Here is a 17,137-nt window from a genome sequence, read left to right on the forward strand (position 1 = left end):
ATTTCAAAGTAAAGCAAAAGGAGGTGTTTTTTCTCAGTGAGATGGTAACGGTGTAGGTGCGCACATTTCATACTTTTACGATATTTACACTAAAGTGTCATCCTTTCTTGTTTGTTTTCCATGGGGAAAGAGGTCTTTCACTTCGAACTCCGTCACAAAGGAATGTCTAGTGCCACAATAGCAATAAGAACTGGCGTCTTTGTGTGGTGCTTGAGGGAAAAACAGACACTTTATGGCATTTTGTAGGTCTTCACCTCATTATGATGGAAAGGGGATCGTTGTGTATGAAGAGATATCTACAAAGATTAGGACGTTCTTTGATGTTACCGGTTGCTGTGTTGCCTGCTGCTGCTATTTTAATGGGAATTGGTTATTGGATTGACCCTACTGGATGGGGGTCAGGGAATGTGCTTGCCGCGTTTTTGATAAAAGCAGGTGCTTCGATTATTGACCATATTCCGATTTTGTTCGCGGTTGGTGTTGCATTTGGGATGGCGAAGGAAAAAGATGGTTCTGCTGCGATTAGTGGTTTGGTGGCATTTCTAGTAGTGACGACGATGCTTTCAACTGATACTGTTGCTCTTCTGCAATCAGTTGATCCTGCAACTGTCGATATTGCCTTTAATAAAATTGATAATGCATTTATTGGTATTTTATCAGGTTTGATTGCAGCGGCGATGTTTAACCGTTATAGTCATGTCAAGTTACCAGATTTCTTAGCATTCTTTAGCGGTAAACGACTTGTGCCCATTGTATCAGCTGTGATCATGCTCTTTATTTCTGCATTATTATTTTATATTTGGCCGATTGTTTTTGGAGCATTAGTATCATTTGGTGAAGGTATCAGTGGTTTAGGTGCGGCAGGTGCTGGTTTATATGGCTTCTTCAATCGCTTATTGATTCCAACAGGCTTACACCACGCATTAAATACTGTTTTTTGGTTTGATACAATTGGTATAAACGATATCGGGAAATTCTGGGATGGTTCTGGTGTCAAAGGGATAACAGGCATGTATCAGGCTGGTTTCTTTCCAATTATGATGTTTGGTTTACCAGCTGCTGGTTTAGCAATGTACCATACAGCGAAAACAACAAGAAAAAAACAAGTAGCATCTTTAGTAATGGCCGCAGGTTTTACTTCGTTTTTTACAGGCGTGACAGAACCGCTTGAATTTTCGTTCATGTTCCTAGCACCAGTTCTTTATTTTGTGCATGCTGTGTTAACAGGGTTATCTATGTTTATTGCAGCAAGTTTTCAGTGGACAGCAGGCTTTGGTTTTAGTGCTGGCTTTATCGACTATGTCTTAACACTCCGCCTTCCACTAGCTAATTTACCATTAATGCTTGTGTTACAGGGACTCGTCTTTGCTGTCATTTATTACTATGTATTCAAATTTTTAATTTTAAAATTTGACATAAAAACACTTGGTCGAGAAGAAGATGATGATGAATTATCAACAACGAAATCATCAGACTCGTCGTTTTCGAAATTAGCGGCAGAAATTTATGCTGGTTTAGGTGGTGTTGCTAATGTTAGTTCTATAGAGCACTGTGCAACGCGTTTACGAGTTGAGGTCGCGCAGATGGAGAAGGTCGATCAAAAGCGTATAAAAAATACAGGGGTCTACGGCATAAATATTGTGGGACCAACTAGCATTCAAGTAATTGTTGGAGCGAATGTACAGTTTGTTGCCGATGAAATAGAGAAACTACGAAAATACTGAGGGTATGTCAGGCTGTTTAACGAGGATTAAATAATCGTTAAACAGCTTTTTCTTCATGACTATGAAATTCCCCATTTTCTAAGGTATAATAAAGAGCAGTAAATAGGAAAAAGGCGGTACGAGGAACGATGAAGAGAATTGAATCTACGCAAAATGCGTTAGTGAAATATTGGAAAAAATTATCGACGACACGCAAAGAGCGTGAGCGTTCTGGTGAATTTTTAGTTGAAGGTTTCCATTTGGTAGAGGAAGCTTTGAAAAATAACGAACAAGTACTACAGCTAATTGTGCGTGAGGGTGTCGATTTGCCGATGCTCTGGCCGATTGACGATGTGTCAATGGTGGAAGTGACAGCGGCTGTTGTGAAGGAATTTGCAGAAACGGAGACATCACAGGGTGTCTTTGCGGTTTGTAAACAGCCAGTTGTTGAAGAAGAAACGATGGCTTCATGGCGCAAGGTGCTACTGATCGATGCGGTGCAGGATCCAGGTAATATCGGAACAATGATTCGTACAGCGGATGCAGCAGGTTTGGATGCAGTTATACTTGGCAAGGGTTGCGCAGATTTATATAATCCTAAAACGCTGCGTTCTGCGCAGGGCTCTCATTTCCATGTCCCTGTAGTACGTGGGGATTTAGAGAATTGGATTGATTTGCTTCAGGACAATGGTGTGCCTGTATTTGGAACGGCACTGGATGAGGATGCAGTCTTGTACAGTGATATTCAACATAACGGTGCTTTTGCTATCATGATGGGCAATGAAGGTAGTGGTATCCATCCACAGCTGTTAGCGATGACAGATCAAAATATCGTTATTCCAATACTTGGACAAGCTGAATCATTAAATGTAGCTGTTGCTACAGGGATAGTTTTGTACGGATTTGTAAAGTAATCGCTGATAGCACGGTAAATATCGCTGAGAACGGGCATATCACCCTTGAAATGCAACGGCTAATTATTGTATAATCACTTTTAAATGTAATCATGTATAAAGAAATGCTTTGACCGGGAAGTAGTAAAGATTGTGAATGGACGACAGGGAGCGTAGGCCGGAGATTGAGAGCCAGCGCCGTATCAATGCAGTTTTGAATTCAGCCCGCGAGCAGCTACCGGGACCAGCGAAATGCTGTAAAGGTATGCCGGCTTCAATCGAGTCGTTATGGCAATGAAGTGATTGTGCGGATTTTATCGTGCAATAACTAGGGTGGTACCGCGAATATGTCCTCGTCCCTTTTATAGGGGCGAGGTTTTTTTGTGTCATTCGCGCAAGCGGGCATTTACATGAACAAGGAGGATTCAACACATGGAAGAGCAATTAAAGCACTTAGAGCAAGAAGCGCTAGCAAAAATTGAAGCGGCAGCAAACTTAAAAGAGTTAAATGATGTACGTGTAGCCTATTTAGGGAAAAAGGGACCAATCACTGATTTATTAAAAGGGATGGGTAAATTATCTGCTGAGGAACGTCCAAAAATGGGGGCTTTAGTCAATACGGTTCGTGAAAATGTTACAGCTGTGCTGGAAGCAAAGGCGACTGTCTTGGAAGAAGCGGCGATTGCTGAAAAATTAGCAAGTGAGTCGATTGATGTCACATTACCGGGTCGTGCAATTAAAGTCGGCAACCGTCATCCGTTAACACGTGTCGTTGAAGAAATTGAAGATTTATTCATCGGCATGGGCTACGAAATTGCAGAAGGGCCTGAAGTTGAGAAGGATTATTATAATTTCGAAGCATTAAACTTACCAAAAGGACACCCTGCTCGTGATATGCAGGATTCGTTCTATATTTCCGAGGAAATATTACTGCGTACGCATACGTCTCCTGTTCAGGCACGTACAATGGAAGCTAAAAAAGGTGAGTCGATTCGTATTATTTGTCCAGGGAAAGTGTTCCGTCGTGACAATGATGACGCTACGCACTCTCACCAATTCATGCAAATTGAAGGTTTAGTAATTGGCGAAAATATTCGTATGAGTGACCTTAAAGGTACTTTAGATACATTGGCGAAAAAGATGTTCGGTGCAGACCGTGAAATTCGTCTACGTCCAAGTTTCTTCCCATTCACAGAACCATCTGTTGAAATGGATATTTCTTGCTTTAAATGCGGTGGCTCAGGCTGTAACGTATGTAAAGGGACTGGTTGGATTGAAATTTTAGGTGCAGGTATGGTGCATCCAAATGTACTTGAAATGGCTGGCTATGATCCGAAGAAAGTTTCTGGTTTTGCATTCGGTATCGGTGCAGAGCGAATCGCAATGTTAAAATACGGTGTCGACGATATTCGTCATTTTTATACAAGTGACACACGTTTCTTATCACAATTCGAGCGAACAGAGGCGTAAGGGGGACAAAAAATGTTAGTATCATTAGAATGGTTAAAAGATTATGTCAGCACACAGGACTTAGCGCCAGAAGAGTTAGCAGAAAAAATTACGCGTTCTGGGATTGAGGTAGACGCAGTAATCGACCGTGCGAGCGGCATGGATAAAGTCGTTGTCGGTTATGTTGTTTCAAAAGAAAAACATCCTGAAGCAGACAAATTAAATATTTGCCAAGTGGACGTTGGTGAAGCAGAGCCACAACAAATTATTTGTGGTGCGCCTAACGTTGATGTAGGTCAAAAAGTAATCGTTGCTCGCCCAGGTGCCCATTTACCAGGTGGCATTAAAATTAAAAAAGCAAAACTTCGTGGTCATGAATCGAATGGTATGATTTGTTCATTACAAGAGCTAGGTGTTGAAGGCAAGCTTGTACCAAAAGCTTATGCAGAGGGCATTTATGTATTACCAGCTGACGCAGAAGTGGGTGCTGATGCACTTGCAATTTTAGGCTTACGTGACACAGTGTTAGAGCTTGGTTTAACACCAAACCGCTCGGATGCACTTTCAATGCTAGGTGTAGCATACGAGGTCGGTGCTATCCTTTCTGAAGAAGTAAAATATCCAGAAATCGCATACAACACAGCAGTTGAAAAAGCACAGGACGTGTTAAAACTTCGCGTAGAAGATTTACAAGCAAATCCGATGTATGTGGCAAAAGTCGTGAAAAATGTAAAAATAGCAGAATCACCAATGTGGTTACAACACCGTTTAATGGCAGCGGGTGTACGTCCACATAATAATGTTGTAGACGTGACGAACTATATTTTAATGGAGTATGGTCAACCGTTACATGCATTCGACTATGATAGCCTCGCAACCGGTGAAATTGTCGTGCGTAAAGCGACAGAAGGTGAAAAAATCACAACTTTAGACGATCAGGAGCGTACATTAAAAGCGACTGATTTAGTGATTACAAATGGCAAAGAACCTGTAGCTATTGCAGGTGTAATGGGCGGCGCAAACTCTGAAGTCACAGAAACGACAACAACAGTTGTCATTGAATCTGCTTACTTCGATGGTTTAACAGTACGTCAAACTTCTCGTAACTTAGGACTACGCTCAGATGCATCAGCTCGCTTTGAAAAAGGTGTCGATCCAAATCGCGTTGTACCTGCAGCTGAACGCGCCGCGGCACTACTTGCTGAATTAGCTGGTGGTGAAGTGTTAGAAGGCACTTGCATCGTGGACGAATTAGACAAAACACCAGCACGTGTCGTTGTTTCACCAGATTTTATCAATGAGCGTCTAGGTATGAAAATCTCATTAGAAGATATGCTGTCAATTTTAGAGCGTTTAAAATTTGGCGTAGAGGCGGCAAATGGATTATTAATCATTGATGCGCCAACACGTCGTCAGGATATTAAAATTGAAGAAGATATTGTGGAAGAAATCGCACGTCTATATGGCTACGATGAAATTCCAATGACATTACTAGAAGGCGCAAACCAAGTAGGTAGCCTAACACCTTACCAAGCAAACCGTCGCGTTGTACGTAACTACATGGAAGGAGCGGGACTATACCAAGCAGTAACGTATTCATTAACATCAGAAGCCTTATCACAACGCTTTGCTTTGAAAGCAGCATCGGTAACGCGTTTATTAATGCCAATGAGTGAAGAACGTTCAACGCTTCGTCAAAGCTTGATTCCACATTTAATTGAGGCTGCGGCATATAACGTTGCACGTAAAGCGGACAGTGTGGCCTTATATGAAGTTGGTTCTGTATTCCTTGGTCAATCAGCAGAAGGTCAACCTTTTGAGGAAGAGCATGTAGCAGCAGTTCTAACGGGTAAATGGTTAGACCATGCTTGGCAAGGTGAGAAAAAGGAAGTAGACTTCTTCGTGTTAAAAGGAATTGTTGAAGGTGTTGTTAGCAAGCTTGGTCTTACTGAACGTATTTCCTTCGTAAAAGCACAAGTAGATGGTCTACACCCAGGTCGTACAGCCAGCATCCTACTAGATGGCGAACATGTCGGCATTATTGGTGGTTTACACCCTGCTGAGCAAAAAACTTGGGGTGTAAAAGATACGTACGTAATGGAAATGAACTTAGTGGCCTTACTTGACGCTACTACAAACGAAGCACCTCTAGGCTATAAACCAGTGCCTCGCTTCCCTGCTATGTCGCGTGATATCGCACTTGTAATGGATAGTGTAACTGCGGCAGGAGAAGTAGTTGCTGTTATTCGTTCAGCAGGCGTGAAACTGTTAAAAGACATTCGTGTATTCGATGTGTACGAAGGTGAGAAAATGGAAGCTGGCAAAAAATCAGTTGCCTTCTCGTTAACGTACTTCGATCCAGAGCGTACGCTAACGGACGAAGAGGTTGTCGCAGCACACAATAAAGTACTAAAAGCTATCGCTACAATTGAAGGCACAGAAGTACGTTAAATTTAAATTATAAGTCAAAGGCTGTCTCAGAATCATTGAGACAGCTTTTTTATTTGTTTAAATGAATTAATTTTCATATCAATAAAGGCGAATATTATTAAAGAAAATAAAGTAATTGTTCCTACCACATAGGTATATTCCGTTACAGGTAGACGGGCAAGCACCGAGCCGCTTCCTTCGTTAGTTCGCCGCCCTACGCTCCTACCAAAAATGTTGGTGTTTCTTTATAGATAAACGATTTCTGAAATTAATTCAAATAACCATTACATTTTTAGTTTTTAATAATATTTAGAAATAACAAAAAATAAATCAAACGTATTTATTGTGTGTATAGTAGAAACTGGATAGAAAATTTTAGTAAGAGGAGATAAGCATTTTGAAAAATCATCGAAAACGAGGAAACTTATCCGTGCGTGCTCGGTTAATATGGGCATTTACATTGACGCTTTTAATTCCAAGTTTTGCAATTGGAACATTGTCATACATGAAGGCGGCCAATCAATATCAAGCAGAATTGAGTAAGAACTCACGCGAAAATGTAGATTTATTAAATTCATTAATTTCAGAAGAAATAGCACCCATCCTTGATGATGCCGAATATTTGGCTGCTTATTTTAATAAGGATTGGCAAGATGCCGAGCTATTAAAGGAAATAGAAAAATATAATGCGCTACATAGCAGTGTTTCCGTTGTCAATTTAGCAATGGAAGGGCACAAATTTTTACGTTCTCCATATGCCGAGTCTGAACCAGATTATAATCCATTTACGAGACCTTGGTATTTAAAGGCAATAGAGTCACCAGGCAAGAGTGTTATGGTTGATCCATATCAATCAACTATTACAGGAGAATTAATATTATCAGTTTCCGCTGGCTTAAAAGACGGTTCAGGGGTTATTTCGATTGGGCTGAATTTAGAGGGAATTTCTGAGCTTGTAAATACGGTGAAAATTGGTAAAAACGGCTATGCTTCATTAGTAAACGCCAACAATGTTAGTATTGCGGATCCCTTCTCAGAAGTTGGGAAGTCGCTCAAAGATTCCTATGTAGAAGAGATGGAAGGCAAGAATGAAGGCCAATTTAATATAGAGGAAGATGGCAAGGAGTACCAAGTATTCTTTGTAACGAATAAACTAACAGGTTGGAAAATTATCGGCACCATGGCTATGGCAGATGTATCAGCTGTCACAGCACCAATCTTCACTACAACTTTGCTAGTAATTGCGATCGCTTTAGTCATCTGTGGAGTAATTGGTGGCTTTATCATCAGTTCGATTACCCGCCCACTGAAACAACTGGCTACTGTCGCTGAGCAGGTAGGTGATGGAGATTTACGTAATTTTATCGAAATGAACACTAATGATGAGTATGGTAAATTGGCTAGTATATTTAACAAAATGATTAGCTCCTTACGTGAGGTTGTTCGTGACGTTAGTGAAAAATCAACCCTGCTAACTTCATCGTCAGAACAGCTTACAATAAGCACAGACGAAAATAAGCGGGCCACTACGCAAATTGTGGAGTCAATCCAGATGTTTGCCGGAACTGTTGATTCTCAAGCCGAAATCATCCATAAAAGTACAAATGCTGTTCGAGAAATGTCTTCATCGATTCAAAACATTTCACACAAGGCTGAAACGGTCAATGTCATGTCCAACAAATCGATGGATGCAGTGGTTGTAGGTGATCAGACTATTCAAACAGCTATTGAGCAGATGCAAATCATTCAAAAAACGGTTCACGCGCTTGAAGACACTGTTCAAACATTAGGTACTCGTTCACAAGAAATTGGCCACATTGTTGAAGCGATTACGCAAATTGCTGACCAAACAAACTTATTGGCATTGAATGCAGCGATAGAAGCGGCACGAGCAGGTGAACACGGCAAAGGTTTTGCAGTCGTTGCCGATGAGGTAAGAAAGTTAGCTGAACAGTCAGCCCAGTCAACGCTGCAAATTAAAGATATTATTTCTTATATTCAAAAGGATACGAAGCTAGCAGTCGAGTCGATGGCCATTGGGACAGCAGAGGTTGTAAAAGGCATCGAAGTGACGACTATTGCAGGGCAGTCGTTTGGAGAAATTCGTAGTAATGTGCAACAAGTGACAAAAGAAGTTGGAGAAATTTCGCAAGCAGCGAAGGTAATTTCACTTCACTCTGACGAAGTGGCAAATGGAATTGAAATTGTGCTGGAACGTACAAATGAAAACGTAGCAAGCGCACAAAACATTTCCGCTGCAACAGAGGAACAGCTTGCCACGATGGAAGAAATCGCATCTTCAGCTGAAGCACTTGCTGAAATGTCTGACAATCTCCAACAATCGATTCAGCAATTTAAATACGAATGATTAAAACAAGGGTGTCTACAATAATGTGACACCTTTCAGATTGATGACAAAAGGTATTCGAAATGATCACATTCCGAATACCTTTTGTCATTGTATCGGACATATTCGTACCAAATAGCCCCTATTAACGACAGTAGTACGCTATGAGCAACTAACTTCTGCCATTATTGGACTTTGCCAAGTCCAATAATTACCTTTAGTTCATAAATTACTTGCGCTTTGATTTTGGATGTAATTTTTCCTGCATTTGAACTAAAACATTCAACTTTTTTAAATAGGCATTCTCCATTTCTAGTTGTTTAATTCGTTCTTCAAGCGCTTCAACTGAACCTTCTACTAATTTTACCTTCTGCGTTTCTTTTTTCATGGATATTCGCCTCTGTTTCTTAGGAATAAGGGCATCGAATCCATCAGCATTAAAATTTATCCGCCATGTTCGAACTAATGATGGAGAAGATATATTAAAGATAGCCGCTGCATCGTAGGAGGATGTACCCGTTTCCTTCATATAATTAAGTACATCCATTTTAAACTCCGCAGAATAACTTGTATAGGATTTCTTAAATCCCTCTTCTCCTTGTACTTGATATAAACGGACCCATCCTTGAATCATTTGATAAGAAACCTTAAATAAATCTTGAAGTTCCAAATAACTATGTTTCCCCTCAAGGTAAAGACGAGCAATAAATATTTTCTCCTCGGCAGTAAAATTAGCCATAAAAAACACCCCTAAATCGTTAGATTTGGTGTCTAACAATTTAGGGGCAGTTCACTGTCCCAAAAGTAAAAATAACATGCTTAGTGGTATCCAAGTATGCTATTTTCACCATAAAGAAAGGCAGATGTTATTGTTTGAAGGGCTTTTTAGATAGGCCCTTGTTTTTAATTTTGGCGAGTAAACGAAGTTCTGCCTAAAATCTTATAAGGGAGAATGCATGAATGTATTTTCTGAACGAAGTAAACTTTATTTAATTTTCCTCGCCTTCTCTGTATTTGCAAAGTGCCATTTAGTGATGGAACGTAAAAATTCTTCGCCTTGTCCACGCCATATACGTGCTGCTAATGCATCCACCTTGCTAGAAGCCCCTTTCAACAGTTCAACGCCAGCAAGGTCACTTAGTCGGTCCATCTCCTTTAAGAAAGCGGCACGTGCCAAGATGGAAGCAGTTGCAACGGAAACATGAAGCTGTTCGGCCTTTGTAGACAACAACACATTTTCTCGCACAATTTCCTGTTCATTCTTTAAATAATTGTAGTAAACCCCACGTTCTGCAAACTGGTCAATGAGAATATGTGTAGGCTTTTCAGGTGTTATTTTAGACAGTGTATGTCCGAGCGCTTTATTGTGCATCATTGCTTTCATTTTGCCCTGTGAGTAGCCCTTTGCCTGTAACGCGTTATACTTTTCGTTGCGCAATATAAGTACGCTATGGACGCATGCAGCCCGTAAATCTGGTGCAATACGGCGCATATAGTCATCCGTCAGCATTTTGGAATCTTTGACGCCAAGCTCGTTCACTAATTCAATTTTCGAAGCAGGCACATAAACAGCTGCGACTGTAATGGGTCCGAAATAATCGCCAGTACCCGTTTCGTCAGAGCCTAGAACGGACATCGAAGCAAAACCGTCTGGCAGCACGTCACCCTTCGCTCCAATAGAGGATGATTTTGGAGTATTCGCAATTTGGGCGCTACCCCAACGTGCCGCTTCTCGATCTGCACCGCTTCCTTGAAACATTAATTTACCTGATTTATACAAAGTGATGGCTGTATCCGATAGTTTGGCAGCGAATACCACCCCGGGTGCTTTACGTTCTACTAAATTGCTTGCGTAAAAAGAGATTACCTCTTTTTGCATAGTTGTTGAAATTAAAAGTACAATATTTGACATTTAATCGTTCCTTTCTGTCCTCGTTGTTCACAATTTTATACCTTTCATGGTATGATAATAAATAGCTTTTTTGTGTGGATGTTGCTCACTACTGAATAAAATCGTGAGCAAAAAGATTTTATTGGAGGGTGCGACTATGGAAAATCAAGAAAAGAATAAAATTTCTGTGGAAATATATGGTCATACATATAAAATGGTCGGCTCTGAATCTATTGGACATATGCGACTTGTCGCTTCGATTGTTGATGACCGTATGCGCGAAATGAGTTTACATAATCCCTCACTTGATAGCGCGAAATTAGCGGTCCTAACAGCAGTAAATACGGTGCACGATTATTTACTCTTAAAAGAGCAAATGGAAATACTAGAAGAAGAATTGAAAAAATTAAAGGGTTGAAGTGAATGCTAGATTTAATTATATTATTGGTGCTATTGGTTGGACTAATTGTTGGGGCAAAACGTGGCTTTATCGTACAAATGATGCATATTGTCAGCTTTGTAGTTGCCCTGATTGTTGCGTATATCTATTATAAGCCATTAGCACAGAAATTTGTGTTTTGGGTGCCATATCCGGGCGTAACAGATTCCGGAAGTCTTGGAGTAGTTATTGATAGCTTGGATTTAGATCGCACGTTTTACCGTATAGTTGCGTTTGCGGTTATTTTCTTTGCGGTGAAGATTTCATTACAAATTGTGGCATCTATATTTGATTTTATTGCCTATTTACCTGTTTTAGGTACAATGAATCGTTGGCTTGGAGCACTTTTTGGCATGATTGAAAATTATTTAATTATGTTCATTATTTTGTATATTCTGGCGTTGTTGCCAATTGATATGATTCAAAATTTAATGTCGAAGTCGTTGTTATCCGGACTCATACTGGAGCATACACCGATTATCACAAAGATGTTCCAAAACTGGTGGTATATTTATCTCCACTCATCATAAAGCTGAGAATTTCTAACTGGTATCGGGCGTCATTCGAAGTGAGTGCGCATTGATTCTGTGAGAAAGCGGTGTAAGTACGAAGCATCTTCTGAGATGTTTTTTGAAACGAAAGCAAAGTGACAGGTACAACTGTGCCTTGGTGTAATGGATAGGCAATAGCAAACTATGCACTTCTCTCGGACTTGAGGGAAGTGTTTTTACGATAGGAGGAATTACCAATGAACAAAAAAACGATTATTCGTACACTAGAAAAAATAGCATTATACATGGAATTACAGGGTGAAAATCCATTCAAGGTCTCTGCCTTCCGAAAAGCAGCGGCGGCACTTGAAGGGGACGAGCGTTCACTGAGTGAAATGGAAGATGTCACGAAGCTTAAGGGCATTGGTAAAGGCACAGCTGCAGTTATTGAGGATCTTATAGCAACAGGTGAATCGAGCCTGTTAAAAGAATTAGAAGACATCGTACCGAAAGGATTACTGCCGTTACTGAAGTTACCAGGTTTAGGTGGCAAAAAAATTGCCAAGCTTCATCAAGAGCTAGGCATCGACTCAGCAGAAAGCTTACAGGCGGCATGTGAGGCTTGTAAGGTACGCGAGCTAGCAGGTTTTGCAGCAAAAACAGAAGAAAAGATTTTAAAAGAGCTTGCGAACTTTGCAAATCGTTCGGAGCGTTTGCCGATTTGGCAATTGGAGCCTGTCGTTTTACAAATTGAAGCACTTCTCGGTAGTATGGAAGAAGTGGAACGCTTTTCAGTTGCTGGAAGTTTCCGTCGCGCTTCAGAAACAAGTAAAGATATCGATTTTATCGTAGTGACGGAGGCAGTTGAGGTTGTGCGTGAAAAATTACTGCGTGCCCTCGTAATACAAGAGGTAGTGGCTGCCGGTGATACGAAAATTTCTGTCATTTTAGATTTAGATGAGCCAGTTAGTGTTGATTTTCGATTAGTGAAGGATGCAGAGTATGCAACAGCCTTGCATCATTTTACAGGCTCAAAAGACCATAATGTACGTATGCGTCAAATTGCAAAGGCACGTGGTGAGAAAATAAGTGAGTACGGTGTAGAACAGTCTGATGGTTCTGTGCTGACATTTACGGACGAAGCGGCATTCTTTGCCCATTTTGATTTACCTTTTATTTCACCTAGCTTACGTACGGGAACAACGGAGTTTGACCGTACAGATGAAATTACGGATTTAGTAACGCTTGACGAAATTGTAGCGGATTTGCATATGCATACAACTTGGTCGGATGGAGCGTACTCGGTTGCGGAAATGGGCGAAGCATTAATAGCACGAGGTTATCAATACAGCGTTATTACCGATCACTCGCAGTATTTAAAGGTGGCAAATGGCTTAACGCCTGAACGACTTATGAAACAACGTGTAGAGATTGAAGCGTTTAACGAAGAGCATCCAGACTTCTATTTATATGCAGGAACTGAGATGGATATTTTACCAGATGGTTCGCTAGATTTTGATGATGACGTACTTAAAGAGTTAGATTTCGTCATTGCTTCGATTCATTCTAGTTTCACACAAACACAGGATAAAATCATGGCTCGGTTACACACAGCGTTGCAAAACCCTTATGTCCATATGATTGCCCATCCAACAGGTCGCATTATTGAGGATCGAGCTGGCTATAATCCAGATATGGCGCAGTTAATTGCATGGGCGAAAGAGTATGGTAAAATTTTAGAGTTAAATGCTAATCCATATCGTCTTGATTTATGTGTCGAGCATTTAGAAATGGCAGTAGCAGCAGGTGTACCTGTAGCAATCAATACCGATGCACATGATATTGCGCATTTACGCTTTATGGATATTGGCGTACGCTATGCAAATAAAGCATGGTTGAAAAAAGATATGATTGTCAATACATGGACGCGTGAACAGTTCGAGGCGTTCATTCGACGAAATAAATAGGTTGAGGAGGTGTTCTCAGTGATCGCACAACGCGCATTGAAAACACTAGAATATGATAAAGTACGCCAACAAGTGGCAACACATTGTACGTCATCAATAGGCAAGTCAGCCATTGATGACCTTGTGCCACAAACGGACTTTGAAAAAGTAGTAAAATTACTAGAAGAAATGGATGAGGGTTTATCCATTTTACGAGTTAAAGGTAATGTGCCAATGGGCGGTATTTTCGATGTACGCCCTGCGGCAAGACGTGCACAAATCGGTGGCATGTTGTCAGCGCTGGAATTAATGGAAATATCAAGTACGATTCGAGCAAGTCGTATTCTGCGCAATTTCATCGAGGATATAGAATCAGATGAAGTTATAGAGATTCCACATTTCATTGCTAAAAAAGAAGCGATGCCAGTACTAACAGGTTTGCAACATGAAATTAATAACTGTATTGATGACAATGGCACTGTATTAGATTCAGCAAGTCAAACACTGCGCACTATACGTCAATCACTCCGTTCAGAAGAGGCTAAAGTACGTTCTAAACTAGAAAGCCTTACACGTGGTAGCAATGCCACTAAAATGCTTTCTGATGCACTCGTGACGATTCGTAATGACCGCTTTGTAATTCCTGTCAAACAAGAATACCGCCATCATTATGGTGGTATTGTGCATGACCAATCGTCTTCTGGTCAAACACTCTTCATCGAACCAGATTCGGTTGTGCAAGCGAATAACGAAATTCATCGTCTCAAAATGAAGGAGCAAGCTGAAATTGAACGCATTTTACTTGCTCTAAGTGCTATGGTGGAGGAAGTTGCACCCGATGTATTTAATTTAGTAAAAATATTAGGTGAAATCGACGTTATTTTAGCCAAGGGTAAATACGGTCAAGCAAACAAATGCACGATGCCTAAAATGAACAAGGACGGCTATATTCGACTTGTGCGAGCACGCCATCCACTGCTGCCAATTGAAACGGCGGTCGCAAACGACATAGAGTTTGGTAAAGACATTACAGCAATTGTCATTACAGGACCCAATACAGGTGGTAAAACCGTTACTTTAAAAACAGTCGGTTTATGTACATTAATGGCGCAGGCAGGCTTACCAGTGCCAGCTCTAGATGGCTCAGAGCTAGCCGTGTTCGAGCAACTCTTTGCAGATATTGGGGACGAACAATCGATTGAGCAATCACTTTCAACCTTCTCATCTCATATGGTGAACATTGTTGATATCTTGCAAAAATTTGACCACGTATCACTGGTTCTCTTCGATGAATTAGGTGCAGGAACTGATCCACAAGAAGGGGCAGCCCTAGCAATTTCAATTTTAGATGAAGTACATGGTCGTGGAGCACGTGTTATGGCAACAACACACTACCCAGAATTAAAAGCATACGGCTACAATCGTCCAGGTGTGGCAAACGCAAGTGTAGAATTTGATATAGAAACACTGAGCCCGACTTATCGCTTACTTATAGGTGTGCCTGGTCGCTCTAACGCGTTTGAAATCTCAAGTCGACTTGGTTTACCTGAATCCATTATTGATCGTGCGAAAAGTTTCACAGGCACTGACCGCCATGAAGTTGAGTCGATGATTGCCTCCCTTGAAGAGACGCGACGCCAATCAGAGGATGATGCAGAACGCTCTCATGATTTACTTTTAGAGTCGGAAGTCTTACGAAAAGAGCTACAGGACAAGCTACAATCCTACGAAGAGCGTAAAGAAGCACTCGACAAAAAAGCAAAGGAAAAAGCACGTAAAATTGTCGATGAAGCGAAACGAGAGGCAGAAACCATCATTGCGGAACTTCGAGATATGCGTAAGAACGCTAATCAAGTTGTGAAAGAACATGAACTTATTGAAGCGCGCAAACGTTTGGAGGATGCAACACCACTCGAAAACAATAAAGTGCTAAAAAAAGCAGCTCAAGTAAAGGCTCGTGCACAAAACTTAGTTGTCGGGGACGAGGTAAAGGTGTTAAGCTATGGACAACGAGGTACTTTACTAGAAAAAGTATCGGATTCTGAATGGGTTGTGCAAATGGGTATTTTGAAGATGAAAATTGCAGACGGTGACCTTGAATACATTAAGCCTGAGAAAGAACCTATTCATCGAGTTGCGGGCGTGAAGAACCGCGATAGCCATGTGAAGTTAGAGTTAGATTTACGAGGTGAGCGATTTGAGGATGCAATTATGCGTACTGAAAAATATATAGATGATGCGCTACTTGCAAACTATGGGCGAGTATCCATTATCCACGGTGTAGGAACAGGTGCGTTACGTCAAGGTATTCAAAGCTACTTGAAAAAGCATAAACGTGTAAAATCCTTCCGCTTTGGTGAGACAGGGGAAGGTGGCTTTGGGGTCACGGTCGTAGAATTGAAATAGATGAGAAAAGTGTATTCGTACTTGCTTGTAGTCGCTGCTAAGCTATTGCATGGACAAAACGTTAACTAAGAGGAGTCTTGATAACTGTATTTGCAGACGTTGAAAAGACAGAAGCGACGATTAGCACATGGTACGAGGTACGAATATCAGAAGTAAAGGGGACGGAGAAAATGCTAAATTCTAGCTTTTGGCGATATCCAATTATCGAAACAGCAGGATATTTTAGTGTTGTTGTTTTATGTTTAGTCGTCTCGATGGCATTGTTCGAAGTCGTTACGAAATATAAAAATTGGGAAGAAATTAAAAATGGAAATGTTGCAGTGGCTCTGGCAACTGGTGGGAAGATATTAGGGATTTGTAATATTTTTCGCTACTCGATTGCACGCCACAGTACATTGAGCGAAATGATTGGATGGGGACTTTTTGGTTTTACATTATTGATCGTGGCCTATTTCTTATTTGAATTTATGACACCGCGTTTTAATGTAGATCAGGAAATTGCAAATGACAATCGCTCGGTTGGCTTCATTTCTTTCACCATTTCAGTTGGTCTATCGTTCGTTATTGGGGCAAGTATTGCATAGGAGTTTAATGAGATGGAAAAATTAGCGAAAATACTAATTGTTGTCTGCATCGCATTTTTATTAGTCGGTGTCTACTATATGTTGACTATTTAAATTGAAAAGCGCATCCTCTTTCTGAGGATGCGTTTTTATCTGTCTGTAGGGCTAGCGCCGCTCAGGGAGTTGTAGGTATCGTTCAGGTGAAGGTCAGTATCAAATCATGGCCCCGGATCGCTCGAGTGAAGCGCGGAACCGCTCGGGAAGTAACGGGTACCGCTCAGGTAAAGCCAGTTACCGCTCGGGAAGTAACGGGTACCGCTCAGGTAAAGCCAGTTACCGCTCGGGTAGCCACAAGAATCGCTCAGGTAAAGGCCATTACCGCTCGGGTAGCCACAAGAATCGCTCAGGTAAAGGTCATTACCGCTCGGGTAGCCACAAGAATCGCTCAGGTAAAGGTCATTACCGCCCGGGTAGCCATAAGAACCGCTCAGGTAAAGGTCATTACCGCTCGGGTAGCCACAAGAACCGCTCAGGTAAAGGCCATGACCGCTCGGGAAGCCACAAGAATCGCTCAGGTAA

The 17,137-nt window shown here is 41.2% G+C and carries 12 protein-coding genes; 10 read left to right on the forward strand and 2 right to left on the reverse strand.

All coding sequences use genetic code 11. The annotated features are described in order from the left end of the window. The first annotated feature begins 284 nt into the window (after window positions 1-284). The 5 genes from nagE (at window position 285) to ACOMCU_RS23875 (ending at window position 8,843) form a co-directional block, all read left to right on the forward strand. Window positions 285-1,724 (forward strand): N-acetylglucosamine-specific PTS transporter subunit IIBC, encoded by a 1,440-nt coding sequence (gene nagE, locus ACOMCU_RS23855; protein ID WP_421051636.1) that lies wholly within the window; start codon window positions 285-287, stop codon window positions 1,722-1,724. Window positions 1,725-1,852: 128 nt separating this feature from the next. Continuing rightward, a complete protein-coding gene (locus tag ACOMCU_RS23860) occupies window positions 1,853-2,617 on the forward strand; it encodes a TrmH family RNA methyltransferase (protein WP_421051638.1) in 765 nt (254 codons plus the stop codon). A gap of 411 nt (window positions 2,618-3,028) precedes the next feature. Next, on the forward strand, window positions 3,029-4,066 hold the full coding sequence (gene pheS / locus ACOMCU_RS23865; RefSeq protein ID WP_421051639.1) for a phenylalanine--tRNA ligase subunit alpha: 1,038 nt from the start codon (window positions 3,029-3,031) through the stop codon (window positions 4,064-4,066). A gap of 12 nt (window positions 4,067-4,078) precedes the next feature. Further along, a complete protein-coding gene (gene pheT / locus ACOMCU_RS23870; RefSeq protein ID WP_421051641.1) occupies window positions 4,079-6,496 on the forward strand; it encodes a phenylalanine--tRNA ligase subunit beta in 2,418 nt (805 codons plus the stop codon). A 376-nt stretch (window positions 6,497-6,872) separates the two neighbouring features. After that, window positions 6,873-8,843, forward strand: coding sequence for a methyl-accepting chemotaxis protein (locus ACOMCU_RS23875; protein ID WP_421051642.1), 1,971 nt, complete (start codon window positions 6,873-6,875; stop codon window positions 8,841-8,843). A 208-nt stretch (window positions 8,844-9,051) separates the two neighbouring features. Here the strand turns inward: ACOMCU_RS23875 and ACOMCU_RS23880 are convergent, their stop codons facing one another. Both ACOMCU_RS23880 and rnhC read right to left on the reverse strand, forming a co-directional pair. Continuing rightward, on the reverse strand, window positions 9,052-9,561 hold the full coding sequence (locus ACOMCU_RS23880; RefSeq protein WP_421051644.1) for a helix-turn-helix domain-containing protein: 510 nt from the start codon (window positions 9,559-9,561) through the stop codon (window positions 9,052-9,054). A gap of 246 nt (window positions 9,562-9,807) precedes the next feature. Beyond that, window positions 9,808-10,734, reverse strand: a complete 927-nt coding sequence (gene rnhC / locus ACOMCU_RS23885; RefSeq protein WP_421051645.1) for a ribonuclease HIII — start codon at window positions 10,732-10,734, stop codon at window positions 9,808-9,810. Between the two features lie 136 nt (window positions 10,735-10,870). Here rnhC and zapA point away from each other — a divergent pair, with 136 nt between their 5' ends. The 5 genes from zapA to ACOMCU_RS23910 all read left to right on the forward strand — a co-directional run bounded on the left by zapA (window position 10,871) and on the right by ACOMCU_RS23910 (window position 16,579). After that, window positions 10,871-11,131: a cell division protein ZapA gene (gene zapA / locus ACOMCU_RS23890; protein WP_010860128.1), complete on the forward strand. Its 261-nt coding sequence runs from the start codon at window positions 10,871-10,873 to the stop codon at window positions 11,129-11,131. A 5-nt stretch (window positions 11,132-11,136) separates the two neighbouring features. Further along, a complete protein-coding gene (locus ACOMCU_RS23895) occupies window positions 11,137-11,682 on the forward strand; it encodes a CvpA family protein (RefSeq protein WP_010860127.1) in 546 nt (181 codons plus the stop codon). Between the two features lie 218 nt (window positions 11,683-11,900). Next, complete coding sequence (gene polX / locus ACOMCU_RS23900; protein ID WP_421051646.1) at window positions 11,901-13,610, forward strand: DNA polymerase/3'-5' exonuclease PolX; 1,710 nt, start codon at window positions 11,901-11,903, stop codon at window positions 13,608-13,610. An 18-nt stretch (window positions 13,611-13,628) separates the two neighbouring features. Beyond that, window positions 13,629-15,995: an endonuclease MutS2 gene (locus tag ACOMCU_RS23905; RefSeq protein WP_421051647.1), complete on the forward strand. Its 2,367-nt coding sequence runs from the start codon at window positions 13,629-13,631 to the stop codon at window positions 15,993-15,995. A gap of 170 nt (window positions 15,996-16,165) precedes the next feature. Next, window positions 16,166-16,579: a DUF350 domain-containing protein gene (locus ACOMCU_RS23910; RefSeq protein WP_010860124.1), complete on the forward strand. Its 414-nt coding sequence runs from the start codon at window positions 16,166-16,168 to the stop codon at window positions 16,577-16,579. Window positions 16,580-17,137 lie beyond the last annotated feature (558 nt).

This window comes from Lysinibacillus sp. UGB7 (assembly GCF_049058285.1).
Classification (GTDB): Bacteria; Bacillota; Bacilli; order Bacillales_A; family Planococcaceae; genus Lysinibacillus; species Lysinibacillus sphaericus_B.

What these genes read in the sequence shown, in the direction of transcription:
- nagE (WP_421051636.1), top strand. Translation starts at nt 285, where the DNA reads ATGAAGAGATATCTACAAAGATTAGGACGTTCTTTGATGTTACCGGTT.
- ACOMCU_RS23860 (WP_421051638.1), top strand. Translation starts at nt 1,853, where the DNA reads ATGAAGAGAATTGAATCTACGCAAAATGCGTTAGTGAAATATTGGAAA.
- pheS (WP_421051639.1), top strand. Translation starts at nt 3,029, where the DNA reads ATGGAAGAGCAATTAAAGCACTTAGAGCAAGAAGCGCTAGCAAAAATT.
- pheT (WP_421051641.1), top strand. Translation starts at nt 4,079, where the DNA reads ATGTTAGTATCATTAGAATGGTTAAAAGATTATGTCAGCACACAGGAC.
- ACOMCU_RS23880 (WP_421051644.1), bottom strand. Translation starts at nt 9,561, where the DNA reads ATGGCTAATTTTACTGCCGAGGAGAAAATATTTATTGCTCGTCTTTAC.
- rnhC (WP_421051645.1), bottom strand. Translation starts at nt 10,734, where the DNA reads ATGTCAAATATTGTACTTTTAATTTCAACAACTATGCAAAAAGAGGTA.
- zapA (WP_010860128.1), top strand. Translation starts at nt 10,871, where the DNA reads ATGGAAAATCAAGAAAAGAATAAAATTTCTGTGGAAATATATGGTCAT.
- ACOMCU_RS23895 (WP_010860127.1), top strand. Translation starts at nt 11,137, where the DNA reads ATGCTAGATTTAATTATATTATTGGTGCTATTGGTTGGACTAATTGTT.
- polX (WP_421051646.1), top strand. Translation starts at nt 11,901, where the DNA reads ATGAACAAAAAAACGATTATTCGTACACTAGAAAAAATAGCATTATAC.
- ACOMCU_RS23910 (WP_010860124.1), top strand. Translation starts at nt 16,166, where the DNA reads ATGCTAAATTCTAGCTTTTGGCGATATCCAATTATCGAAACAGCAGGA.